The 24,907-nt window shown below is 59.0% G+C and carries 21 protein-coding genes; 20 read left to right on the top strand and 1 reads right to left on the bottom strand.

From position 1 onward, the window contains the following. The first annotated feature begins 68 nt into the window (after nucleotides 1-68). The 17 genes from P8K07_09920 to P8K07_09840 all read left to right on the top strand — a co-directional run bounded on the left by P8K07_09920 (nucleotide 69) and on the right by P8K07_09840 (nucleotide 20,648). Nucleotides 69-845, top strand: coding sequence for a polysaccharide biosynthesis/export family protein (locus P8K07_09920; protein MDG1958839.1), 777 nt, complete (start codon nucleotides 69-71; stop codon nucleotides 843-845). Nucleotides 846-868: 23 nt separating this feature from the next. Then, nucleotides 869-1,996 (top strand): CpsD/CapB family tyrosine-protein kinase, encoded by a 1,128-nt coding sequence (locus P8K07_09915; protein ID MDG1958838.1) that lies wholly within the window; start codon nucleotides 869-871, stop codon nucleotides 1,994-1,996. Then, on the top strand, nucleotides 1,993-3,420 hold the full coding sequence (locus P8K07_09910; GenBank protein ID MDG1958837.1) for a hypothetical protein: 1,428 nt from the start codon (nucleotides 1,993-1,995) through the stop codon (nucleotides 3,418-3,420). The genes P8K07_09915 and P8K07_09910 overlap by 4 nt, the downstream gene beginning before the upstream one ends. 71 nt (nucleotides 3,421-3,491) lie before the next feature. Then, nucleotides 3,492-4,487 carry a polysaccharide deacetylase family protein gene (locus tag P8K07_09905; protein ID MDG1958836.1) on the top strand — a complete coding sequence of 332 codons (996 nt, stop codon included), beginning with the start codon at nucleotides 3,492-3,494 and terminating at the stop codon, nucleotides 4,485-4,487. Further along, the gene (locus tag P8K07_09900) at nucleotides 4,484-6,058 is read left to right on the top strand and encodes an O-antigen ligase family protein (GenBank protein ID MDG1958835.1); all 1,575 of its coding nucleotides are present in this window, start codon (nucleotides 4,484-4,486) and stop codon (nucleotides 6,056-6,058) included. Before P8K07_09905 ends, P8K07_09900 begins: the two co-directional genes overlap by 4 nt. Next, nucleotides 6,058-7,248, top strand: a complete 1,191-nt coding sequence (locus P8K07_09895) for a glycosyltransferase family 4 protein (protein ID MDG1958834.1) — start codon at nucleotides 6,058-6,060, stop codon at nucleotides 7,246-7,248. Before P8K07_09900 ends, P8K07_09895 begins: the two co-directional genes overlap by 1 nt. Before the next feature lie 4 nt (nucleotides 7,249-7,252). Then, entirely contained in the window at nucleotides 7,253-8,458 is a 1,206-nt protein-coding gene (locus P8K07_09890) for a glycosyltransferase family 2 protein (GenBank protein ID MDG1958833.1), read from the top strand. Further along, a complete protein-coding gene (locus P8K07_09885; protein ID MDG1958832.1) occupies nucleotides 8,455-9,366 on the top strand; it encodes a DUF3473 domain-containing protein in 912 nt (303 codons plus the stop codon). The genes P8K07_09890 and P8K07_09885 overlap by 4 nt, the downstream gene beginning before the upstream one ends. Nucleotides 9,367-9,380: 14 nt before the next feature. Then, nucleotides 9,381-10,169 carry a formyltransferase family protein gene (locus tag P8K07_09880; GenBank protein MDG1958831.1) on the top strand — a complete coding sequence of 263 codons (789 nt, stop codon included), beginning with the start codon at nucleotides 9,381-9,383 and terminating at the stop codon, nucleotides 10,167-10,169. Between the two features lie 25 nt (nucleotides 10,170-10,194). Beyond that, nucleotides 10,195-11,394, top strand: coding sequence for a radical SAM protein (locus P8K07_09875; GenBank protein MDG1958830.1), 1,200 nt, complete (start codon nucleotides 10,195-10,197; stop codon nucleotides 11,392-11,394). Nucleotides 11,395-11,404: 10 nt separating this feature from the next. After that, the gene (locus tag P8K07_09870) at nucleotides 11,405-12,484 is read left to right on the top strand and encodes a Gfo/Idh/MocA family oxidoreductase (GenBank protein ID MDG1958829.1); all 1,080 of its coding nucleotides are present in this window, start codon (nucleotides 11,405-11,407) and stop codon (nucleotides 12,482-12,484) included. Then, entirely contained in the window at nucleotides 12,472-13,449 is a 978-nt protein-coding gene (locus tag P8K07_09865; GenBank protein MDG1958828.1) for an NAD-dependent epimerase/dehydratase family protein, read from the top strand. The genes P8K07_09870 and P8K07_09865 overlap by 13 nt, the downstream gene beginning before the upstream one ends. A gap of 112 nt (nucleotides 13,450-13,561) precedes the next feature. Beyond that, nucleotides 13,562-14,665: a glycosyltransferase gene (locus P8K07_09860; protein MDG1958827.1), complete on the top strand. Its 1,104-nt coding sequence runs from the start codon at nucleotides 13,562-13,564 to the stop codon at nucleotides 14,663-14,665. Nucleotides 14,666-14,672: 7 nt separating this feature from the next. Beyond that, nucleotides 14,673-15,881 (top strand): glycosyltransferase family 4 protein, encoded by a 1,209-nt coding sequence (locus tag P8K07_09855; protein MDG1958826.1) that lies wholly within the window; start codon nucleotides 14,673-14,675, stop codon nucleotides 15,879-15,881. Then, complete coding sequence (locus P8K07_09850) at nucleotides 15,882-16,715, top strand: polysaccharide deacetylase family protein (protein MDG1958825.1); 834 nt, start codon at nucleotides 15,882-15,884, stop codon at nucleotides 16,713-16,715. Nucleotides 16,716-16,734: 19 nt separating this feature from the next. Beyond that, nucleotides 16,735-18,654 (top strand): asparagine synthase (glutamine-hydrolyzing), encoded by a 1,920-nt coding sequence (asnB, locus tag P8K07_09845; protein ID MDG1958824.1) that lies wholly within the window; start codon nucleotides 16,735-16,737, stop codon nucleotides 18,652-18,654. A gap of 62 nt (nucleotides 18,655-18,716) precedes the next feature. After that, entirely contained in the window at nucleotides 18,717-20,648 is a 1,932-nt protein-coding gene (locus tag P8K07_09840) for a sugar transferase (GenBank protein ID MDG1958823.1), read from the top strand. Here P8K07_09840 and P8K07_09835 read toward each other — a convergent pair. Then, entirely contained in the window at nucleotides 20,639-21,901 is a 1,263-nt protein-coding gene (locus P8K07_09835) for a right-handed parallel beta-helix repeat-containing protein (protein MDG1958822.1), read from the bottom strand. The genes P8K07_09840 and P8K07_09835 overlap by 10 nt on opposite strands. A 9-nt stretch (nucleotides 21,902-21,910) precedes the next feature. On the opposite strand from P8K07_09835, the gene P8K07_09830 reads away from it, so the two are divergent. From P8K07_09830 to thiE, 3 genes are read left to right on the top strand one after another with little or no spacing between them, the layout of a single operon-like run. Next, nucleotides 21,911-23,425, top strand: coding sequence for an oligosaccharide flippase family protein (locus P8K07_09830; GenBank protein ID MDG1958821.1), 1,515 nt, complete (start codon nucleotides 21,911-21,913; stop codon nucleotides 23,423-23,425). Between the two features lie 9 nt (nucleotides 23,426-23,434). Then, nucleotides 23,435-24,112 (top strand): YdcF family protein, encoded by a 678-nt coding sequence (locus tag P8K07_09825; GenBank protein MDG1958820.1) that lies wholly within the window; start codon nucleotides 23,435-23,437, stop codon nucleotides 24,110-24,112. Further along, entirely contained in the window at nucleotides 24,109-24,762 is a 654-nt protein-coding gene (gene thiE / locus P8K07_09820; GenBank protein ID MDG1958819.1) for a thiamine phosphate synthase, read from the top strand. Before P8K07_09825 ends, thiE begins: the two co-directional genes overlap by 4 nt. Nucleotides 24,763-24,907: the final 145 nt, after the last annotated feature.

Raw genomic sequence — 24,907 nt, 5'->3', positions numbered from 1 at the left:
CGTTAAACTTTCACAAGCCTTTTCAGCCCGAAACCGCTATAAAAACTGTTCCACGGAGACACTCCAAATTGAAATTCACGCAAGCAAATGACTCGGGATCGCCGCAGTCCGGCTTTTCTCTCACCTTGATTCTGGTGATGACCGGACTGCTGGCTTCCGCTTGCGGCCCCAGCATCAGCCAGCAACGAGCGCTGATGATGATGGCGCAGGTTCCGGCCGAGCAGACCAGCCCGGCGAAACTTCTCCCCGAGCAGGTCGACCCTCTCAGCTATCGTTTGGCACCAGGCGACCTGATTGACGTGAAGTTCACCCATCATCCCGAGGAGAACGAACGCGTCCCCCTCCGGCCGGACGGGTTGATCAGTTTGCAGATCGCCGGCGACATCAACGCTGCCGGCCTCACGGTCGCTGAGCTGCAGCGTCTCATCGTCGAGAAATCGTCGGCAACACTCCGCGACCCCGTGGTCAGCGTGATCATCGCCCAACTGGCCGAGCATAAAGTCTACGTCGGCGGCGATGTGGCGAAGCCTGGATTCGTGAACTTCCGAGATGGCCTCACCCCACTCCAGGCCGTGATCGAACGAGGCGGCTTTACCGACACTGCTCGGATGGACGAGGTTCTCTACGTCACCCGCATGGGCGGTGAGATCCAGACACAGCGTCTGGATCTGGAAGCCGTCGTTCAGGGAGATTCGCCGGAAGAAATTTACATGGCGCCCGACGATATCGTCTTCGTCCCCAAAACCTTCATCGGACAAGCCAACATCTGGGTGGATCAATGGATCCGCGGCTTGCTCCCAACCGTACCGCGGCCAGGCTTCGACCTGAACGCAATGGCATTCTGACCAGAGATTCCCGGGAGATTCACGTGGGTAAGACATACGAAGCATTGAAGCGGGCCGAAGCAGAGCGAAAAGCCCGCCTCGCAAAGGAGGGCCGGCGCGACGAGATCGACGTCGAGACCACCGCCGCGAGCGCCACATCCAGCGGATCCGCCGAGAGTTCCGACTTGAACGCGGGGTCGGAAACCCGGGAAGCGAGCGCCAAACCGTCGGTCGAGCCTGCGCTCGAACCAGAGGCGCCCCACCAGAACCTCCCTGCCATGAACGAGGGCCGCTGGGCCCGCATCGGCGAACACCTCAAGAGGATGGCCGGCGGACAGGCGAACGGCAATGGACACGCCAACGGTAACGGACACGCCAACGGAAATGGCAACGGACACGCCAACGGGAACGGCAACGGCAACGGTAACGGTAACGGAGCCTATTACGGCGCCGGAAACGATTTCCACGGCCGCAAGCATTTCAGCTTCGACGTGCCTCCCACGACGGTCGAGGAGTTCCAGCAACTCCGCAAGAATATTCTGGCGGCCAAAGGCCCGCGGGCGCTGCAACTGATGCTGCTGGTCAGCTCCCGCCACGGCGAGGGCGTCACGACCACAACCGCCCTCCTCGGATCCACCATGGCCCAAGGGGGCCGCTGTCTGGTGATCGATGCGAACTTCCGCACCCCGGGACTGACCAATGTCTTCGGGGGCGAAACTCGCACCGGACTCTGCGAAGCGCTGGCCGACGGTGGCGATGGATCGGAACATATCCACCCTACCGATCTACCGAACCTCTACTTCATGCCCACCGGAATTGGCCCCATGCGGGTCCCCTATATGTTCGAAGGGCGCTCCTTTGACGATCTACTCAGCGCACTCCGCAAGGACTTCGACACCATCCTGATCGATGGGGCTCCGATGGAGATGTATGCAGACAGCGCCTACCTCGCGCCGCGCACCGACGGAGTCGTCGTCGTCATTCAGGCTGAAGCCACGCCAGTGAGCGCACCCGCGATCTCGCTGCGCGAACTCGAGAGGGTGAGCGCGCCAGTCATCGGCGCCATCCTGAACCGGACCCAGAACTACATCCCCGAAACGCTGACCCGACTGGCGAACCCTCAGGACGTCATCGAGGTTGCCGTGATTCCCGACCAGGGGGCGCGATCGTGAATGATGCCGTAAGAGAATTCCTCCACATTCTGTTCAAGAGGAAACGCTTTGTCCTGATCACTTTCCTCGTGGTTGCCGTACCCATCATTCTGTTCACCCTCTTGCGGCCGCCAACCTATATGGCGCGTGCGAAACTGCTGGTGGTCGGAAGCCGCTCCTATTTGCACCTCTCGCCGCAGGAGACGCGGAAGACGACACAGATCCCGGAAGCTCAGGTGCTCTTTGCCGAGATCGAGAACCTGCAGAACCGAACCTTCTTGCTGAAAGCCGCCAGCCGGCTCCAGCTGGAATTGGTGGACCCGGTCCCGGCAGACCCGAAGGTCCGCGCGCGCCGGACCGCCGCGGCGATGCGGCGGAACTTGCAAGTGACTCCATTTCCCAAAACGCCCATGATCGAAATCGCGTTCGAGCATCCCGACAAAAATGTCGCAGCCTCGGTCGTGAACACGATCGCCGACACCTACATCGAGTATCACCCCAGCCTATATGAGTCCCCCGAAGTCGCGGCATTCTACGACAAGCGTCAGACCCTCCTGCAAGGAGATCTTCGAGTCGCAGAATCCAATCTCGACAACTACCAGCGCGAGACCGGAATCGTGGACCTGGAACAACAACTCGATGAGTCCGTGCGCCAGATGATGGCCGCCGAACTGGACTTGCGCGAAACCGAGGGACTGATCCGACAGACCGGCCAGAATATCGCCCGCCTGAACCAATCCCTTGAGGCCGAACCCGAACGCGTGGCCAGCGATGTGAATATGGTCAACAACCCCGTAGCGCGAGCCCTCGAGGAACGAATCGGAATGCTCACGGTTGAGCTCTCGGAGTTGCGACAAAAATACACCGACAGCGATCGTCGCGTTCAGGACAAGATGCGCCAGATCGAAGAACTTCGCGGCCGCGTCGGGGAACAACCCCCCAGGATCGTCGGGACCGAGAGGTTCGAGAGAAACCCGATCCGTCAGAATTTGATGGAAGAGTTGCACCGCGCGAATGCAAACCGGGAAGGCCTGCTCGCCAAGAAGTCGACACTCGAGGAGTCCGTCGATGTCTATCAGGACCGGATTCATGCAATGGACGGTTCTGCTGGTCGACTCCGCGAATTGGAATCCAGCGTCCGACAAACACGGGAGGCATTGGACCTTGCGGTAAGGCGCAGTCAGGAAGCCGACCTTTCCCTCCAGATGAGCGCGGATAAACTCGACTCCATCCGCATCGTCGATCGAGCCCAACCACCGGTCAAGCCCTACGGCCAGAATCGAGGCCTGACGTTCATTGTCGCCCTGATCGCGGGTGCCGGGCTGGGCATCGCCGGGGCCTTTGGCCTCGAATTCCTCTACCAAACCTATCATTTTGCCTCAGACGTGGAGCGCGAGCTTGAGCTCCCCGTCCTGGGTCTGATTTCCGATATTCGCGCCCACTAATACTCGTTCCCCCTCCCCTTTCCGGGTGCGCACCAACGGGAGGTGTTCCCATTCGAAATACAATTACCAGCATGGCGAAGATTGCGATCCACTACGGTGGCATCGCCAGACTCGCCCGGACCTGCCTCAGCGGCAAAGCGGTTATCCTGCGCTATCACTCGGTAAGCACCGAGGCCGATGGGACCCATTTATGTCTCGACCCGGGACTCGCCGTCACACCCGCTGACTTCGATGATCAATGCACCTACTTGCGCAAGCACTATAATGTGATTTCGCTCGACGAGATGGTGGATCGTGTCAAGCAAGGCGAGCCGCAACCGCCCAAAGCAGTCGCCCTGACTTTCGACGACGGCTACCTGGACAACTACACGCAAGCATTCCCGATCCTGCGGAAGCATGATTTGAACGCGACGTTTTACGTCACGACCAACTGCATCGACAACGAAGAGATCTTCTGGGTCGGGCTCCTGCGCTTCGTGGTCTTCACCTCGCAGGTCGCTGTTCTGGAGACGAAGGATCCCATCGCCTTCCGGCTACCGCTGGGAGATGCCGTACAGCGTAAGGAAGCGTTCACCCAGCTGGTCATTCGCATGAAGAATATTCCCACGCCACAGCGACTGGCCCTTCTCGAAGCTGTACGCGTCGCTGGAGAGATCGACGACCTATCACCTCTCAGCGAGATCATGATGACATGGGACCAGGTCCGCGAAATGCACCAGGCGGGCATGATTTTCGGGGCTCATACCCTGACCCACCCCAACCTGCCGAACGCCACATTCGAAGAAGCCCAAACAGAAATCATCGGCTCGAAGGCGGCGCTCGAAGCGCAGCTGCGCGCACCCGTCCGGCACTTTTCCTACCCCAATGGTCGCGGAAGCGCGCATCTGACGGACGAAGTGAAGGGAATCGTGCGAGATGCAGGATACGACTCCTCGACGACTTCACTTACCGGGAGCGTCCAGGCAGGAGATGACCTTCTCGCGCTGAAACGTATTGGCATCTACAACCGTCATGGCGCGATGCCCGAATTCACCCTCGGCATCGAGAGAGGCAAGCTGCAAGCGTGAGCTCGCCGTCGCTACCGATCTCCCGACCTGCGACCCGGAGGCGCACAAGCGCCACTCCGGGGATTCCGCTTTGGTCGGTGGGCGTTCTCGTCATCTACGCAATCTTCCTTGCGTACGCGGCTCTGACCGACGAGAAGCTTGCGATCGGTGGGGCCTTCATTGGCTTGGCCCTGGTTGGTGCGGTTGCCGTTTTCTACCAACCCCTGATCGGCGTTCTGATCATCATGTCGACGATGCTGGTGTCCTACCCGGATGCGCTCAAAGGCTCTCCTCCCCTGACCATCAACAATTTGCTGGGGGCCTCGCTGATCCTGATGCTGACCTGGCACCTCTACCAGACGCGAGATTTCTGGTTTTTCCGAGAGAAAGAAATTCGTCTGCTCCTGATGATTGCCGTCTGGTTTATCGCGATCTCCTACGTCAGCGAGCTGTACTTGCCGGAGAAACGCCTTCTCCCTTCGGTTGAGGTCAAAGGCTCCATGGGTCGTTTCTACGGGGTCTCGGACGATAGCGGCCGGTGGATGTTCGAACTCCTCTCGCGCGTGGCCTTCGTGATCTTTTTCATCCAATGGGTCAAAACACCCAGCCAACTGCGCACCGTCCTCATCGTGCTGGCTGCGTGTATTGCCGCGGCGCTCCCCACCCTTGGCGGTGAGATCATTGCCGGCGAAGCGGACTACCGAATTTCCTCCAAATCTGTTGGCTGGGCGGTCAACTTGAACCGCTTTGCCTTCATGATGAACGTGGGCATCGCGCTCTTTGTCTATCTGGCGGTCACGGCTCGATCGATTGCCGTGCGCACATTATTCTTCTTCCTCGCAATTTGCAGCGTGCCGCTGGTTCTCCTCTCCGCTTCACGTAGTGGATTCCTCGGGCTCGCTCTGGTGGGATTCATGCTGCTCAAAGGTCCTCAGGTACCGCGTCGATGGAAGATTGGATCCGGCTTTTTCGGGATTGCCATTTTCGTTCTCGCCTTCAACTTCGCGTTGACCGAAAACCACCGCGAGCGCCTGCTGAATCTGAACCCCTTTGCGCCTGCTGCCTCGACGGACGGCAGTGCCTCTGCGGAAGGAAGTCGCTCCACGCAGGTGCGCACCACGACTCTGGCCGAGGCGACCACCATCATTTCCGAATACCCGATCACGGGCGTCGGCTTGGCGAACTTCCGTTGGGTCAATGCCATCATGCACGGCTCCTACAAGCCTCCACATAACTCGTATATCTGGTCTCTCGCCGAAGGAGGCATCATCGCCGGCCTTCTCTACCTGAGCCTCTTTGCTGCGCTCTATACGCGGATCCAAAAACTCCGGCCAAAATACAAGAACCACGAAACCCTTCCCTATCTGCCTGAATTTCTGAACCTCTACCTGATTCTGCTGCTCTTCTTCTCGATTTTCGCCGATGTCTGGCTCGAGGTTCATGTCTACTTCCTGGTCGCCATCGCCGTCGTCCTGTCCCGATGGGCCGAGGATGAAGAATTGCGTGGCCGCGGCCTGCCCGGACAGAATGCAGGCACAGCCGGCGCCCGACGTGCCGCCGCTCGAGCTCTCTACAGGCCTCAAGGCGCCTGATGTTTCGTGTCGCCTATATCGTTGACCATCTACAAATCGGAGGGGCGCAGAAGCATCTTCTCCGAGTCGTCGAAGGACTCGACCGTGACCAGTTCACGCCCGAGATCTGGACGGCGTCCGATGATCCCGGGGAATTAGCCGACGAATTTCGGGCCCGGGACACGGCCGTGCATGCCGTGGGGATCCGCGACAGCATGATGCGCCCGGCGACCCTGCGCTCGACATGGGAAATGTCGCGCGAGCTGCGCCGACACAAGGTCGATATCGTTCACGGCTACCTCTTTGAGGGCAACTTCCTTGCCGCTCTCGCCAGACTCTTCCGCGCTGCACCCGTGACCTTTGTCGCCAAGAGGAGCCTCGACCTCTACACACGTCGCGATCGGCGACTGGCAGCCGCGTTTTCCAATCGCGTCGCGGATCAAGTCGTGGTCAACGCAGGCTCCGTAGGTGAGCTTGTGCGGACTCACGAATGGTGTCCTCCGAGCAAGATTCTGGAGATCCCGAACGGAGTCGAGTTCCCCTCGGCCGCTGTCCGGCGACCGCTCGACCCCGCCCGGCCCACCATCGGCATGGTTGGACGACTGGGCTGGAAAAAGGGTTACGAATTCGCTCTGGAAGCATTCGCCGCTCTCAGAAAATTGATCCCGGGCCTGCAGGTCGAGATTGTCGGTGAGGGAAACCTGCGGGACGAACTTCTGCTGCAGCGGCACGCGCTCGACCTCGAGGATTGCGTCCAATTCCTTGGTCGGCGCAATGACGTCCCGGCCCTGCTTCCGCGCTGGGATGTCTACCTCTTGTCCTCGGTGATTGAGGGCATGCCCAATGCCCTTTTAGAAGCAATGGCTGCGGGACTCCCGGTCGTCAGCACCCGGGCGGGTGGCTGCGACGAAATTATCGAAGACGGTGTTTCCGGACTCCTCGCGGATACGCATGATGCGGCGGGCCTCGCCGATGCACTCGAACGTGTCCTGACCGATCCGCAGCTTGCCGCCAGCCTTTCCGGCGCCGGTCGAAAGCGGGTCGAAGAGCACTACAGCCTCGATGCCATGATCGGTTCGATGCAAAGAGCGTATCGCGCATCGCTGCAAGATGCTGGATTCAAGATTCCTGCAAATTGGGCCGAAAAGACTGTAGATTCTCGAAATTCGGGGAGTCCATTGCTCGAAAACGCTTCGCGAGGAAATATCTAGTCATATGTTCGGAATGATTCTCTTCTGGCTCTCGGTCGGAGCCTTGGGCTACCATTTTATTGGATACCCTCTCGCGCTGGTTCTGCTCGGCAAAGTCCGACCGAAGCCGCCCGTGCGCCCTCGCGAAGATGAGCTGCTGCCAAAAGCAACCTTGATCATCTCTGCCTATAACGAGGAAGAGGTTCTGGAACAGAAGATCGAGAATGCGATCGGCCTCAACTACCCCGAAGGGCGGCTCGAGGTGGTGGTCGCTGACGACGGCTCTGCCGATCGAACTCCCGAGATCGCACGAAGCTTTGCCGACCGTGGGGTCGTGCTCCATCGCTTTGAACCCAACCGCGGCAAAAACCTCGTGCTGAATGAAACCATGCCGCTGGTAACCGGCGACGTGATCGTTTTCACGGATGCCAACGGCATGTACGAACCCGATGCCCTCAAGGAACTGCTTTATCCATTCGCGGACCCGCAGGTGGGCTCGGCGTGCGGGGAACTCGTGTACCGGAATTTCAACGAAAACCCGATCGCCGAGGGCTACAACCGCTATTGGGAACTCGACCAGATGCAGAAGCGCATGGAGGGGTCTCTCGACAGCCTGCTCGGGGCCAATGGTTCGATCTTTGCCGTTCGCAAGGACCTATGCCGCTCGATCCCCAATGATGTCTGTAACGATATGGTGCAACCCATCTGGGTGGCCGCCTCCGGTTACGCCTGCGTCTATCAGGGAGGTGCCCTTTCCGTCGAAGCCGGTTCCAGCGACACCGATGATGAGCTCAAACGTCGCTCCCGCATCATCGGTCGCGGCATTCGCGGAATCGCCGCCGTATGGCCGGAAATCGCCGCCCGGCGCGCCGGGCTCATCGGCTGGGAACTCCTCTCGCGCAAGGGCCTGCGCTATCTGATGCCCTTCCTTTTCCTGGGCATCTTTATCGGATCGGCGCTGGCAGAGGGATGGTTCTACAACCTCGCCTTTGTTGCTCAACTGGCAGTCTATCTGGCCATCCCCATCGGATTCAGGCTCCCGGACGGCGCTCTGAAGAAAGCGATCTCGCCTGCTGTCTATTTCGGGATCGGAAACCTCGCCGCGCTGCAGGGGTGGAAGAAAGTGCTTTCAGGGTCCGAACTGGGTAAATGGCAAACCGCCGAGCGCCCCTTCGAGACGGAAACCGCAAGAGAGAGTGCCGCCAAGCCGAGTTCGGGAGTGGAACCATGAGCTCCGAAATCATCAATGGATTCTCCGTCGATGTCGAGGACTGGTACCAGGTATCGGACTTCGAAGACAAAATCCCGCTGGACCAATGGGACCGTTACGAAAGCCGAGTGGTTCCCAACACCCGCAGGATCTTGAAACTCCTCAAGGAGTTCGATGTCCGAGGAACCTTTTTCATCCTGACCTGGAACGCGGTCCGGCACCCCGATCTGGTGCAGGAAATTGCCGAGGCGGGCCATGAAATCGCAACGCACGGGCATACCCACCGACTCGTCTACGAGCAGGGACGCGAATTGTTCGAGGAAGATCTGTTGCAGTCCCTCGAAATTCTTCGCGCCGTACCAGGCGTGGAGGTCCTTGGTTATCGAGCACCTTCCTTCTCGGTCACTGCGAAGTCTCTATGGGCACTCGATGTGATGGTGGACGCAGGCCTGACCTACGACTCCAGCGTCTTCCCCGTTCAGGATCCTCTCTATGGCATCCCCGGAGCGCAGCGCTTTCCCTTCACCGTGCACGAGAGCGAAGGGCGCAAGTTGGCAGAATTTCCGATGACGACCATGGCGATCGGAGGACGGAATTTCCCTCTCGGCGGCGGAGCCTATCTGCGTCTACTTCCCTACAAATACATGCAATGGGGTATGCGCCGGGTCCATATGGAAAACCAACCCGCCGTCGTGTACCTCCATCCTTGGGAAATCGATCCGGAGCAGCCACGGCTCCCCATCAAGGGAAAACGAGGGTTTTCAACGCATTATTGGCGCCTGGAGGCTATGGAACCGAAACTTCGCCGACTTCTGAGCGATTTCCGGTTCGCTCCAATTCGAGACGTCCTGACCACCGCCGGACATCTCGCAGGGCCCGAAATTCCCGTATTGCCTGCGACGGACAAACCCCACATGATGAACCCCTGAGACGGAAACTCGAAATGCCCCTAAAAACCCTCATTATTACACAGGAAGATTGCCTCTACCTGCCTCAGTTTCTCGAGACCGTCCTCTCCGAAAGGCGCCAGAACTTCGTCGGCATCACCATTCTCCCCACCTTGATGCCGAAACAGACCTGGACCTCGACCGCGCTCGAGCACCTGAATGTGTACGGAGTCACCCAATTCCTGAAGCAATCCATCCGCTATGCCAGCCGTAAAGCACTCGGACTCGCCTCGGGATGGGTTCCGGTTCCCGGACATTTTTCGGTCACCTCGGTCGCCAAGGCCCACGGAATCCCGGAAATATCGACGACCAGCGTCAATGCCCCCGATTATCATGCGAAATTGCGAGAACTCGGAGTCGATCTGGTCATTTCGATCAATGCGAGCCAGGTTTTCAAGACCGAAATCCTCGCACTACCCAAATTGGGCTGCCTGAACGTCCACGGCGCCCTTCTTCCGCGTTACCGAGGACGCCTGCCGAGTTTCTGGGTCCTCGCAAATGGCGAGAAGGAGACCGGCGCCACCGTCCATTTCATGAACGAAAACCTCGACGATGGGCCGATCCTGCTACAGGAAAAGGTCGAAATTACCGACGAAGATACACAGGACAGCCTGATCCGGCGGACCAAATCCACCGGCGCGAGGCTGATTATCCGGGCGATTGATCGCCTGGAAGCTGGTAACGTAGAGACGATTCCGAATGACCGAGAGAGTGCAACCTACTTTTCTTTCCCTACAAAGGAAGATGGCCGACGCCTGCGACAGCAGGGACGACGCTTCCTCTGACTCCGGATTGCCGGGAGCGAACTAAATGACGAACGAAGAAAATACTCTGGCTGATGGCGTAAAAGGATGGCTCCGCGACCGCGGACTGACCAAAAGCAATCTGCAGAGCTACAAATATTGGCTCCCCTATACCGTCGCCGGCGGCAAGGCCTGGACCCCGCAGTCCATGACGTTCGAACTGACGCTGAGGTGCAACCTCTCCTGCCAGATGTGCCCTCTCGATATTCCCCGGATGATGCACAACAAGACCGATGCGGATTATGTGAAGTCGCGCCAACGAGCCGAGGTGACCACCGAGGAAGTGAAGCGGACCATCGATGATATCGTCGAGATGGGCGTCAAGGATATGACCATCACCGGCGGCGAGGTTTTCCTGCGCAAGGACGCCTTCGAGATCATCGAATATATCGGCAAGACACCAATCCATCTCTGCGTGAACACCAACGGTTGGTTCCTGCGACCAGCCGAGGCCGAGCGACTGGTCTCTCTCAAGCCTCACTCTCTGTCGATTTCGATCGACGGACCCGACGATCTCCACGATGAGATTCGCCGCGGCAAGGGCAGCTTTCGTCGCCTGCTCGAAGGCATTCGCAACATTCAGGCAGCCAAGAAGAAACTTGGGGTTCGTCGCCCGAAAATCGGAATCACCGTGACCGTGACGGCGCTCAACCAGCACCGCTACAGCGAAGTCCTCGACTGGCTCAAGGACACAGGCGTCGACACTGTCGACTTCGATTATATGTTCTACACGACGCCCGAGCATGACAAGGAAACTCGGGAACTGATGCCCCTGCCAGAGCATGACAAAGAGGAAAACCAGGACCTCCCGATGTATCTGCGTCAGGTCAACGGTGAAACCCTCCATGCCGAATCCCAAAAAGCGATTCAAAAGGGCGAGGAGTATGGAATCCCCGTTGGCTTCGGACCTCCGCTGAAGACGCCCGAAGAAATGGAACGCCGGTTCCTCGATGACGAGTATGCCTTCGTCGAAAAATGCTTCTACCCCTGGAAAACGTTCCGAATCAATCCCTATGGCGATGTCTATTCCTGTTCGCTCGACGTCGCTTTCGGGAATATCCGTGACAAAAGTGTCAAGGAAATCTGGAACAACGACGCCTACACCTTGTTCCGCAAATCGCTGAAAGAGCGAGGTCTCTTTCCAAGTTGCGCGAAATGCTGTGCCTTGAACAACGAGTTCTGGCGCTACCTGCCCACCTTCGGCTGAGATCAGAAACATGAGCAAACGTAATAACCGGGTGGCGCTGATTGGCGCCGGTCGGATCGCTGCTGTCCATCGTGGTTTCATTCGCGGCATCGCCGGGGCCGAGGTTGTTGCCGTCTGTGACGCCGACGCCGCCCTCGCCGAGACGTTCGCCAGCGAAAAGGGTATCCCAAACCACTACACATCCATTGATGAGATGATGTCTGCCGAACAGCCGAACATTGTCCACATCTGCACGCCTCCGGCGACCCATGCCAATCTGGCCATTCGAGTCATGGAACAGGGTGCCAATGTTTTTGTCGAAAAGCCCATGGCCATGTCGGTGGAGGACTGCGACCGGATGATCGAGACGGCCGAGCGCTATGGCCGTCGGATCTGCGTGGACCATAACCGACTGATGGACCCGGTCATGCAGAAAGTCCACAAACTGGTGGCCAAGGGCGGCCTCGGTGACATCGTCACCGTCGAGGCACATCAGGGTGTGAATCCGCCCGAAGATGATACCGGCGGCCATTGGAGCGTCGCAGATGCCTTCGCGCCGCTCTACAACCTCGGGCCCCACCCGCTCTATCTCGTAGAGGCTTTCAGCGGACCCGCACGGGATATCATTGTGCAGGGCGCGCCCATCGCCAGCGACGGCGTTCTGCGTGAAATAAGAATCATGCTGCCCGGTGAAAAATGCGACGCCTTTGTGTCGTTTTCGATGGGGGCGCAGCCCTATCTCAACCACCTCGCCATCTATGGCACGAAAGCAACGGCACGCGTGAACCTGAACACCATGACACTGGTGGTTGAGCGTGACCGCAAACTGCCCAAGATGGTGGCCAAATTACTCGCCAATCTCGATCCTGCCGCCCAGATGGTTCAGGCGACGATCTCGGTGACGCTCGCGGTCCTGCTGCGACGCATGAAAACCTACCCCGGAATCGGCAATACAATCCGCGCGTTTTACCGCAGCCTGGACGAGGGAGATCCATCGCCCAACTCCGGCTTCTCGGGACGCGAGAACGTCCGCGTGCTGCGCGCGATCGAGAGCGCCTTGCGCAAGGACCCTCCGGCAGATCAGGAAAGAGAACTCACATGGAACTCCTGACGGGATGTACAGGCTACCTCGGACGCCACCTCGCCCGAAAACTTGCCGACGAGGGCAAACAGATCCGGGCCTTGGTGCGAACCGGAACCGATTTGAAAAGAATTCCATCGGAGGTAGGCGAGGTCGTGTGGGGATCCCTCGACGACCCTGCCGCGATCGCACGAGCCACCCATGATGTGGATACGATTTACCATACCGCAGCTCGGGTCAGCAGCGGCGGTAATCGCCAGCGCTTCGAGGACGACAATGTCCTTGCGACCGAGTCGCTATTGGAAGCGGCCGAAGCGGCCGGAGTCCGTCGCTTCATTCATATCAGTTCGGCCGGGATTTACGGCGCCGAAACAGCCGGCACCGAAATCCACGAGAATACGCCCCTCGACCCGAGAATCGAGGAAAGAGGCGCATACGCATGGTCCAAGGCGGAAGCCGATCGACGTGTGCGTGCCTTCGGCGAGAACTCGCGCCTCGAAACGATTATTATCCGCCCCGGCCTTTTGTACGGAGCCGAAGCCGCACCCTTTGTCGCTCGGCTTCATTTCCCGATCCCACGCTCCGGCGGCAGACGCCTCATCGTCGGCCGGCGCACCAACCTGCTGCCCTTCACACACGTCGACAACGCCTGCGAGGCAATTCTCAATGCCTCCAACCATGGAGTCTCTGGTCGGGCGTATAATATTATCGACGGTCGAGTCACGCAGGGCGAATATCTCGAAGCTCTCCGCAATCAGGGAATCAAGGATGTTCAGGCAACCTACGTCCCCCCGGCCGTATTCATGCCCGTTGCTGCGGCCTGCGATATCGCCAGTCGCCTTCTGAAACGAACCCTACCCCTCTCGCGGTACAAATTGACCCGAGCTACGGAAAATTTGAAATACAGCACCGACGCAGCTCGCTCCGAACTTCAATGGCGACCGACGCTCGACATACAGGCCGGCGTCGCCACGTTTGAAGAACGAATCTCCTGAAGCCTTACGGGTGCCTGACGCACCCTTTCCAATGTTCCCCATGATGAATTCGCCGCATTCCAACGGCGCAGAGCCCGGCTCTGTTCCGAACCGCCCTCTCCGGCTGCTCTGCATGCTCGACGAGCTCGACATCGGTGGGACAGAACAGCAGATTCTGGAACTTGTGAGGCGGATCGACCGCGATCGCTTCGAGCCCATGGTCTGTTGCTACCGGCACGGACGCAAGGCGGAAGAGATCGCCGACATGGGCGTGCCCGTGTTCCAAATCGAAAAAACACATAAGCTCGACGCAGGTATCATCCCTCGGATCGCCAAACTGCTGCGCGAAGAGCGAATCGATATTCTCCAAACCTACCTCTGGACGGCGAACACCTGGGGGCGGGTCGCCGCACGAATGGCCGGCACTCCGGTCGTGGTCGCCTCGGAACGCAATGTCGATATCTGGGAGCAATCCTACAAGCGCGTGATCGGGCGTTACCTGGCCGGAGCGACCGATAAAATCATTGCGAACTCTGAAGCCGTCAGGGAATACCTGCTGGGTCGCGGCGGACTGGCGCCGGAAAAAGTCGTGCGGATTTACAACGGAGTCAATTTCGAGCGCTTCGAGAAGCCCTTCGACCCACTCGAAAGACGTCGGGAACTGGGCATGCCCGGCGACGCACTGCTCGCGGGTGTCGTCGCCCGCGTCGAGCCCGCAAAGGATCACGACACACTCCTTCACGCGATGGCCTGCGTCCGCGAGCAAACCTCCAACCTCCACCTTGCAGTGGTCGGTGATGGACGCCAAACCGAACGCCTGACCGCGTTGGCTCACGAGCTCGGAATTGGCGACCGCGTTCATTTCACCGGTTTCCGCACGGATGCAGCCGAGTGGATTCGAACGTTCGATTTTTCGGTCCTTTCGTCGGTCAAGGAGGGACTCTCCAATACCGTGATTGAGTCCATGGCGGCGGGAAAGCCCGTGATTGCCACAGCAGTCGGAGGCAACCCGGAAGTCATCGTCGAAGGCGAGACCGGATTCCTCCTGCCCACACGCGAACCCGAACTCTTTGGCGCAGCAATCGCCAGCCTGGTGGCCGAACCGACCAGAATCCTCGAACTCGGTGCCGCCTCCAAATTGCGAGTCGAATCGCTTTTCTCGGTCGAGAAAATGGTGGACAACACCAGTGGCCTTTACCTCGACCTCTTTCAGAACGGCCGCAAGAAGGCAGCATAAAGAAACCATGATCGCTTTTGTCGTCAATCAATTTCCCCGCCAAGTCGATGCCTACTTCCTTCGCGAACTGGTGGGTCTGGCACGAGAAGGTTTGGACTTTTCGATTTACTCGCTTCTTCCCGCACCCAGCGGCTGGAAAGTCCATGAGGACGCGCGCCAATTGCTCGAACGGACAATCTATCCGTCAGCGCCCGGACCACGGCTCGCCAAAGGAGCGGCTCAGTTCCTGCGACACCCGGGAAAGTCCACGCGACTCGCCGGCGAGATCGTCCGTGGACACAAGTCGATGCCGAATGCTTTGGCCAAATCCCTGGCGGTATTCCCGCAGGCGATGGAATTCTCGACCGATATGCAGGCCCGGGGCGTAAGACACCTGCATGCAAACTGGGCGACCTATCCCGCAACGGCAGCGATGATCATCTCGCGCCTGTCCGGAATTCCCTTCAGCTTTTCGGGCCATGCAACGGATATCTTCGTGCACCATGCCATGCTGGAGGAAAAACTTGCCGCCGCACGGTTCGTCATCACCTGCACCTCGTTTAATCGGGGCTACCTCGGTGATAAATGTCCCGAGGCGCGCGAGAAGGTCGAAACCATCTATCACGGTGTGGACCTCGAGCGCTTTGCACGCAATGGAGCGCCCCGAGAAGCCGATTTGATTCTCAGCGTAGGCACCCTGCGAACTTGCAAGGGCTTCGACGATCTCATTCGATCGGTTGCCATCCTCAAGCAACGACAGAAAAGCGCTCGGCTGGAAATCCTCGGCGAGGGAGAAGAACGCGAGGCCCTCGAAAATCTTGTGCGCAGCCTTGGGTTGGAAAAGGAAGTCTCCCTGCCCGGCTATCTGCCCCAGGAGGAGATCATCCCGGCCTACCATCGCGCCGCGGCCGTCGCCCTGCCCGCGCACCATGAAGACCATTTCGGAATCCCGAATATTCTCATCGAAGGACTCGCGGCAAGTGTTCCTGTTGTCTCCACAGAACTCCCTTCGCTTCACGAACTGATCGAGCACGAGAAAAGCGGTTTGTTCGTACCCGAGAGAAATCCGGAAGCTCTCGCCGATGCCCTCGAAAGGCTTCTCGATGCGCCTGATTTCGCAGCAGCAATCGCCGAAGAAGGTCGTCGTCGGGTGGCACGCGATTTCGACATGCGGGAGACCGTGCGCACTTTGGCCGCGCGATTTGCCGAGGCGGACCGCACCGGCGGTGCTGACTGAATGCGCTCCCGACTCGGAACAATGCTGCGTCGAAGCGCAGCCGAGGCCAGTTCATGGCTCCAACCGCGCGGGGTTTCCACGCGTGGCGAACTGCGGATTATCTACTACCACCGCATCGACAACGAAGAGCACCGTTCCTGCGTTTCCGTTAACGCATTCGCTGAGCAAATGGCTCTTCTCCGAAGCGAGGCCTGGACGATCCTGACGCTGAAACAGGTAGCCGAGCATCTCAGCACGAAGAAACCCTTTCCCGATCGGGCGCTCGCGGTCACTTTCGATGACGGATTCGAGGACAACTACACAGCCGCTCTCCCTATCTTGCAAAAGGAAGAGATTCCGGCGACCGTTTTTCTCACGACCGACTATATCGGGACCGACGAACTGCCGGTTTTGCGGGATCGCAGGGGCATTTCCCCCTTGAACTGGGAGCAGGTGCGAGCGATGGCCGCCGGCGGGGTTCAACTCGGCGCCCATACCCTGACGCACCCGTCACTCAATGCGATTTCTTCCGAGATGATGGTGCACGAGATTCGCGAATGCCGTGCACGAATTCAGGAAGAGACCGGCGTCTGGGCCGAGGATTTCTGCTATCCGCGCGGACATTATAATGAAGCGGTCGAGAATGCGGTTCGAGAAGCTGGCTACTCGACGGCTCTCACGACACGACCTGGAATTGTGTCTCCGGACGACACCCCCTTCACGCTTCGACGCACCTTCATCGCGCGCGATGATCGCCTGCGTGACTTCTCTCATAAACTCGACGGAAGCTATGATCGCCTCCACGCCCTGAAACAGGCGTGGGGCCGTCTACGCGCTTCCGGAAGAGCGAAATAGACACTCGAGGTTCCTGTTCATGTGTGGCATTGCCGGCGCTCTTTCGTTGAATCCAGAGGAAACCCTTCCAGCATCGATTGCTCAGGCCATGTGCGATGTCATCGTGCACCGCGGCCCCGACGACGAGGGCATTCTTGCCGAAGGGCCCCTATCGATCGGGATGCGCCGCTTGTCCATCATCGACCTTGAAGGCGGCCAACAGCCGATCTGGAATCAAGCCCGCGACATCGCGGTCTTTCAAAACGGTGAGATCTACAACTTCAATGAACTGCGACGTGACCTGGAGAGCCGCGGGCATACCTTCCACACGGCCAGCGATACCGAAGCGATTCTCCGTCTCTATGAGGAATACGGCACGGATTGCGTCAAGCACCTTCGGGGGATGTTTGCGATCGCAATCTGGGACCGCAACAAGCGACGCCTTATGCTCGCGAGGGATCGGTTGGGGATCAAGCCGCTTTATTACTCGACGGAGAACGGCCGATTGCTTTTCGGCTCCGAGCTGAAATCTCTGCTCGCTGCCGGCATGAGCCGGGAGCTGGATCGGCAGGCTCTGCACGACTATCTGACGCTGACCCATATACCGGCACCCCAATCGATTTTTCGCGCCGCACGAAAGCTGGAGCCGGGCCACCGACTGATCGTCGAAAATGGGAACATTCGCGACGAGACCTGGTGGGAATTGGATATGACGCCAGCTCATTTCAGCTCGGAGGGTGAGATTCTCGAGAGAATCCGGGCCTCCGTGGATGATGCGGTGCGGAGCCATCTCGTTTCCGACGTTCCCCTGGGCGTCTTTCTTTCCGGAGGCGTCGACTCGGCAAGCCTGGTCGCCGGAATGCGGCGACACCATAGCGGCGAACTCAAGACTTTCTCGATTGGCTTCGAGGAGAAGACTTTCAACGAACTGGACCGGGCCCGCATTGCGGCCAAGCACTACGATACCGAACATCATGAGCTGATCGTCAGACCCGACGCCACAGAATTGGTCCCGGAACTGGTGGCTTCATTTGACGAGCCCTTTGCTGACTCTTCGGCGATCCCCGTGCTCTCGGTGGCCCGCCTCGCCCGAGAACACGTGACCGTCGCTCTCTCCGGCGAGGGCGGCGATGAAATATTTGCCGGTTATAAAACTTACTCGGCGACGATGCTCGCTGGATGGTACCGCCAGTATGTTCCCGGCTTCGCTCGACGGATCGTGCCGGCGATCGTCGATCGCTTGCCGGTATCCCATGGTCGTCTGAGCTTTGATTATATGGCCAAACGATTTGTGCGCGGTGCCGAAAATCCCCCCATGGCCTCACATCTGGCCTGGAAGGCCATCTTTGACGAGACACGCAAAGCAAGCCTCTACAGTGATGAGGGAGAAGGATTGGAAGGCACCCTTCGACTTTTCGAGCGTGCCGCGGCCGGGGTACCGGAGAAGGATATTCTCGCGCAGTTGCTGGCCGCCGACACCAAGGTGGGGCTCGAAGGCGATATGCTGGTCAAAGCCGATCGCATGACCATGGCTACCTCTCTCGAGGGTCGAGTTCCGCTTCTCGACCACCACCTGGTCGAGTTGGTCGCATCCATCCCCAGCCGGTGGAAAATGAAGCGAATGACCAAGAAGTACCTTCTCCGCAAAGCCATGGAGCCCTACCTCCCGCATGAAACGCTGCATGGTCCAAAGCAAGGTTTCAACGTACCGATTCCCTCCTGGCTTCTGGGGCCCCTCCGGGAGCGCGTACGAGACACTCTGGCACCGGACCGCATTCGTCGCGGAGGGCTCTTCCAGCCGGAAATGGTGCAGAACCTGATCGAGGGACACGAGTCTCGCCAGATGGACTATAGCCGCGACATCTGGACACTCCTGATGTTCCAGACCTGGCAAGACTCTATAGGCACATCGGCGGTAAACCCTCAGGAATCTGGACCGATAACTAATCTTGTGGGTTGACCGCAGCCGCGTGGTTCGGGCACCCTGATGCTGGTTCCCCGAACAAAGAAAGTCCCCGCCAAGTGCCGAAACTAGTCGTCGTATCGAAGTCAGAGCCTCCAGCCGAACAAGTGGCAACTGAGGCCGAAAAAGCGCCCGCGAGCCAGCGGGAGATTCCGCCTGCACTTCCTGAATCGCCAGTCCGCTACCTGCTCCAGGCATTGATGGCGATCACGGCACTCGCCGTACTCTCTCCCGTTCTGCTCATGGTCGCGATCGCGGTCAAGCTCACCAGCCCCGGGCCATTATTCTATGCAGGAATTCGAACCGGCAAAAATCAGATTCTCTATACGATGTACAAATTCCGGACTCTCGGAGAGGGTTCGGAAAGGCAAATCGGCGGGCGATTGCTCACGGCTCAGGATGATTTCTACACGCCCGTCGGCAAATTCCTGAAGAAGTCAAAACTGGACGAGGTCCCGCAACTCCTCAACGTCTTGCGCGGGGAAATGAACTTCGCCGGGCCGCGCCCCCTGCGACCGGTCTTTCTCGAGCGGTACCTTGAAGAGATCCCGAACTACGCTGATCGTTTTCGCGTCGCGCCCGGGATGACCGGCCTGGCACAGGTGCGCGGCGGATATTTCACGTCGGCGCGCAACAAGCTTCGTTTCGATCATCTCTATATCCAGCACCGATCGCTGCTTCTCGATGCACAGCTCGTCTGCCTGACAGCCCTGAAGGTTTTGAATCGCTGGCTGACGCTCGGGGCTTTCCTGCTGGTCCTTCTGCTCTTCGTATCCTTCATTCCTTCCGGTTCACTCGAGAACCTGTATATCGAGACACTCGGCGTGAAGGTCAATCCGCTACATGGCGTCATCGCTTTCGGCGCTCTCTGGATGCTGCTGCGACATGCGCCCAAGGACCGAATCAACCTCTATCGTACCCCGCTGAACACACCCATCGCAGTATTTCTTCTCCTCGCGCTCAGCTCGGCATTCCTCTCCGAGGCGCCGCTGCAAGCGATGCGGGGGTCCGCCTATTATCTGATAACGGGCTTCATCGTCACGCTGGCCATCATCAACGGCACCTTTACGAAATCCTTCGTCCGAAGCGCGATCAGTGCCGTCGCCCTGACCTCGTTGACAATTTCCATGGTCGGTATTCTTGAAGTCGCTTTTGCCGAATACTTCACATCCGCTCCCCAGCTTTCGACCGGGCTGGGCATGAGCTCCGTGGGGATCTCCTCGACGCTCGGCAGTCCTATTGCCTTGTCCACCTATCTCCTGCTCGGCGTGCCCTGCGTTCTATGCAGCCTTGCACGCGCTCAGAATCGCAGCAGCCGCGACTTCTGGATCGCAGCGACTACGCTGGTGATGGTCGGCGTTCTTCTAACGAAAAACCCGGCGGGTCTCGCCGCTCTCTCCCTGATCATCACCATCTACGTGTGGCGACATTTCACGCCACTCGCCGGGCTTGTCGCTCTGGTGATTCTCGCGCCAGCCTCTTTCCTTGCGGTAGATCATCGGCTCACCAGCGCAGGGTTCACTGCAGGAAGCATGATCTGCGGCTCGGCGCAGGAAGCATGCGCGCAGCTTGGGCAGCTCTCGTGGAAGGAACTTCTATTCGGCATGGGGCCCAGAACGCTGGGCGAATTGAATATTCCGGGTTTGGGAAGCGCGCAAAATTTGATCGAGGGCGCGAACGCCAATGTGCGGCTGATTCTCGAAAATGGACTTCTCGGTTGGGGGGCCATGATGTGGATTTTTGCAGCCGCTCTCTTCTCCCTCTATCGCACCCAATCCAGAGTGAATGATCCTGGACTGCGGTCGGTCCTTTGGGCTGTGATCCTCGCGATTCTTGGATTCCTAGTCGCGATGCAGGCTTTCGATCCTTTCGACAACATCGCGCTGCAGATTCTATTCTGGGGCCTGCTCGGAATCGGGATCGGCACTGAGGTGCGTCTCTCGGGGCGTTCTTCGGAATATCGAATCGCCCTGAAACTCGGTCAGCCCTGATCTGCTCCGGCCGGCTCGACCGGTACCAGCACGACCTTGCCGGCTTTCGGATTCAGCGGTTCGGTCCAGGTGCCTCGAGAGGCTCGCAATCCCGTCGAAGACACGTCCCGTGCGGGACAGGTCAGCGTCGCCAGCGGAAGGACACGCTCCACTCGACCGTCGCTGGACGACTTTCCCCAGGAAACCCCCTGATTGTCCAGCACCGTCACACCGCCGACACCGGCGCCCTGAGCATCGACGAAACGCTGCTCGAGATATCCCAGCTGGGTGACGGCTCCGGTGCCCTCACACCGCGCCTCGGTAAACGAGTCCAGAGTCACGCGAACGTCGGCGCCCTGCTCCACGGAAACACTCCCCCGACAGGAGAATTTCACGTTCTCGACCCAAACCTTCCGGGCCCCCCGCAGCCTGACGCAGGCGTGGCCGGGCGTTTCGATCTGTCCACCCGAAATTCGCACTCCCTCGGGAACGTCGTCCTTGAAGGGCTCCAGATTCACGGAGCTTTTTCGCAAGCGATTATCGACCAGACGCACTCGATCCGAGCGACCCCGAAGCTGGATGGGACGATCAGAAATCTCGTTCTCCGACAGCACGGTTTCCGGAGCATGTTTGATATAGAAAGCGGCCGCGCCGCCCCCATGGAGCTTCGATCGATGAACCTCATTCCCTCGATTCTGCAGGAAATAGATATTCTCGCGGTAGTTGTCGAAGACTTCCGAGTCCTCCAGGCGATTTCGGTTCGCGCCCGTACCGAAATGAATTCCCTCATCGGCGTTCTCAAACACGCGCAACCCCACCAGAATATTCTCGGACGCTCCCCGGGCGAGATCGACCCCGTAGCCAACCGCCGTCTTTCGGTCTCCATTATGGTGAGACTGAACGTTCTCCAGACGCGCGCCCCGCACCCCGGCAAACCGAACCCCGCGCTTGAACCCGGAGACTTCGAGGTTCCGAACCACTGCGCCGATGGCCTTTTCATCAAAGATAATCCCGGCCTCGCGCCCCGAGCCGCGGATCGCTTCGCCGTTACCGTCGAGCGTCGCGCCAGGGCCCATGCGCAGTCCCACGCCCGGGCACGGCCCGAGGGAGCGGGTCAGAATATGGTCACGGACAACCTTGTCCCCGCAATCGCAAGCCTTCCGGCCTCCGCAATCGCGGGCATCTGCCGGCATTGCCACCACCAACATCAGAATCATTAAAATCGCGAGGATTTCTTCCCCTCGCACTCGGGACTTCAGCAGAGTACTCTTCATATTCAATTCATGCTCGCAAAACTCAAAACCCTTCTCGGCCACACAATGATCTACGGCCTCGGGAACTACGGAATCAAAGTCGTCGGCTTCCTGCTGATTCCTGTATACACCCGATACCTCACTCCGGGCGACTACGGAATCCTGGCGCTTGTCGCGATGTACACGCAGGCCATGTTTGTCGTGATGAATCTGGGGCAAACCGTCGGGATTTTCCGCTTTTACTACGACCACGACGACGATGCCGGCCGCGAGCGCGTCATCGCGGCCGCCATATGGATTGTTTTCCTCTTCTCGGTACCGCTGAGCCTCGTTCCACTTGCCTTCTCGGGGTTCATCGCTGGATGGCTCCTCGACAATGAAGCTCTCTGGTTCCTGATTTTGATGGGAACGGCGACCGTTCTGGCCAAGGTGCTTCTCCGCATGCCGTTTTCGATCATGCGGGCAAGAGAGGAGTCCAAGCGCTACGCCAAATGGTCTCTCCTGCGCAGTGCTCTGGCCACAATTGTCGCCGTGGTCCTGGTCGTCGGTTTTCATCAAGGAGCAGCCGGCGTGATTGGGGCTCAATTCCTCGCCGAATTTACCATGTGCCTGTTTTTGACCGGCACCACATTCCGAATGCTTCGATCGGGTTTCCGCTGGGTCGATATTCAGCAGCAATTGAAATTCGGCTTGCCTCTGGTGCCTGCCGGCGTCGCCACCTTCCTGCTGGATCTATCCGATCGGTGGTTCATTCGTCACTACTACTCGGTCGATGATGTCGGCGTCTATTCTCTCGCCTATCGGTTCGGCGAAATCCTGCTTCTTATCATCACGGCTTTCCAGCTCTCCTGGGGGCCCTTCGCCTACTCCCACCGACGCGACCCCGAGGCACCGCAGCTCTTTGCCCACCTCACCAGCTATCTCCTCGCGATCTACCTCTTTCTGTGGTTGGGCCTCGCGACCTTCGCACCCGATTTTATCAAAATCATGGCGCCGGAAGGTTATTGGGGCGCCGCGCCACTCATCCCCATCCTCGCCTTCGGTCTGATCTTCGACGGAATCATGCCGATGGTGAATCTGGGGCCGGCGTTCACAAAACGGACAATCCTCCGGACCTATACCGTGATCACCGCAGCCGTGATCAATGTGATCCTCAACTACCTTCTGATCCCCGTATACGGGCCGGCAGGAGCGGCCTGGGCAACTCTGATCGCTTTCGTGATCCAGACAACCTTGGCGCTGGTAGTTTCCTTGAGGCTCTACCATGTTCCCTATCAGTACGGCCGTGTCGCCATCGCGGCTGCTGCTGCCATGCTCCTCTTCGCGGTATCCCACCTGATTCCGGCCGAAGATCTCACGATTCGTTTGGCAGCCAAGGCCGGGCTCATTATCAGCTATCCTCTGGCGCTTCTCTGGGGCGGCTTTTTCGCCGCGGAGGATCTGGTTCAGGGCGTTGCGATCGTGACGAAGAAATACCCCGCAACCGCAAACGTGATTCGGAAGATCGGCCCGATCTTCCGATTGCCACCCCCGCCCGAGAGTTAGGAGAGACCGTTGCGGCGCTTCCTGCAGATCCTCACCGTCCTCGCTATCGGCGTGCTCGCGTTTCCCTATCTGCCCGACCTGCTCTCACGAAGCGACAAGCTCCCGCCCACCGCCGATGCCCTTTACGTATTTCCCGGCAAACTCGAGACCCGCGCCAAATGCTCGGCCCGACTTTTTCGCCAGGGGCTGGCGCCTCTTGTTGTTTTCACCGGCAGCAGGATTCGTCCGGAATTGCGGGCCGTCGGCATGCCCTACTCGGATGCAGAACTCGGAGCCAAACTCGCCGCCCGCGCGGGCGTGCCAGCCTCCGCCGAAGTCATTATACCCTCCGGTCGCAGCACGTGGGCCGATGCGGCCGCCGTCAGCGAGTGGGCAGCGCAGACCGGCAACCGAAGCATCATTGCGGTGACCTCACCGAGCCACGCTCGTCGTGCCGGCGAATCCCTGCGAATCGCCCTCGAACCGATCGGCGGCAAAGTCTGGATGACGACTTGCGAGAGAAGCTATAGCGACATTTCAGGGTGGTGGTGGCATGAAAAACCTCTAATTGAGGTGAGCAATGAGACCATCAAACTGGGTCTCTACTTGTTCAAATATTTCCTCCCTTCCTGGCTCGGCCTGAGCCCCGAGGCTCCTTCCACCGAGATCCAACCTCAGCCCGCTCCCTCCGAGAAGAAAACCCGATGAGCAAAACTGCCAATCTCGGAGAGGCTGATATCTGCGGCCTTTATGCGATCCTGAATCTCGCGGGAACCGTTGCCGACTCCGCGCCGCAGCTGGCTCTGGCTCATGCGCTTGTCGCCGGTGGCGCACGAATTTTCCAACTCCGTGCAAAAGATAGCTCGGCCGAGCAAACCTTGTCTGTCGCCCGTGAACTCCTCGAGATTCTCCGTCCGTCCGGCGCCCGACTCGTCCTCAACGACCGAGTCGATCTCGCCCTTGCCGCTGGCGCGGATGGTGTCCACCTCGGGCAAACCGATCTTCCGCCTTCGGTGGCTCGCACCATGACACCCGAGGGATTTCTGATCGGGCTTTCCACCCATAACCCCGCTCAGGTCCGCGCCGCCAGAAACCTGCCAGTCGACTATCTGGGTTTCGGACCGATTTTCCCGACCACTTCCAAGCCGGACGCTGAGGCGCCACAGGGCATCGAGGGGCTGCGCGCTGTTCGCCAAATCACGACCCAGCCTCTGGTTGCCATTGGTGGGATCACCGCCACAACAGCCCCCGAGGCGCTCGCTGCCGGAGCCAGTGCCGTGGCCATGATCGGTGCATTGGAGCAATCTCCCGACCCGCGAGCCCTTGCAGAAGCCCTCCGGCGACCCGAGAGGCGTTAGGCTACACCTTCGCCGCGTGCGCTTTCCCACCGACCGGGCGTCGGATTGCTACTTTCACGTCAATCCAGCATGACTTGATGACGAGTCAGCCGATGCGAGCAATACCAATCAAAGAGATCTTTGCGACCGCGGATTCATGCGAACG

This window comes from Candidatus Binatia bacterium, assembly GCA_029248525.1.
Lineage (GTDB): Bacteria > Desulfobacterota > Binatia > UBA12015 > UBA12015 > UBA12015.
This window is presented reverse-complemented; position numbering and strand designations above follow the sequence as displayed.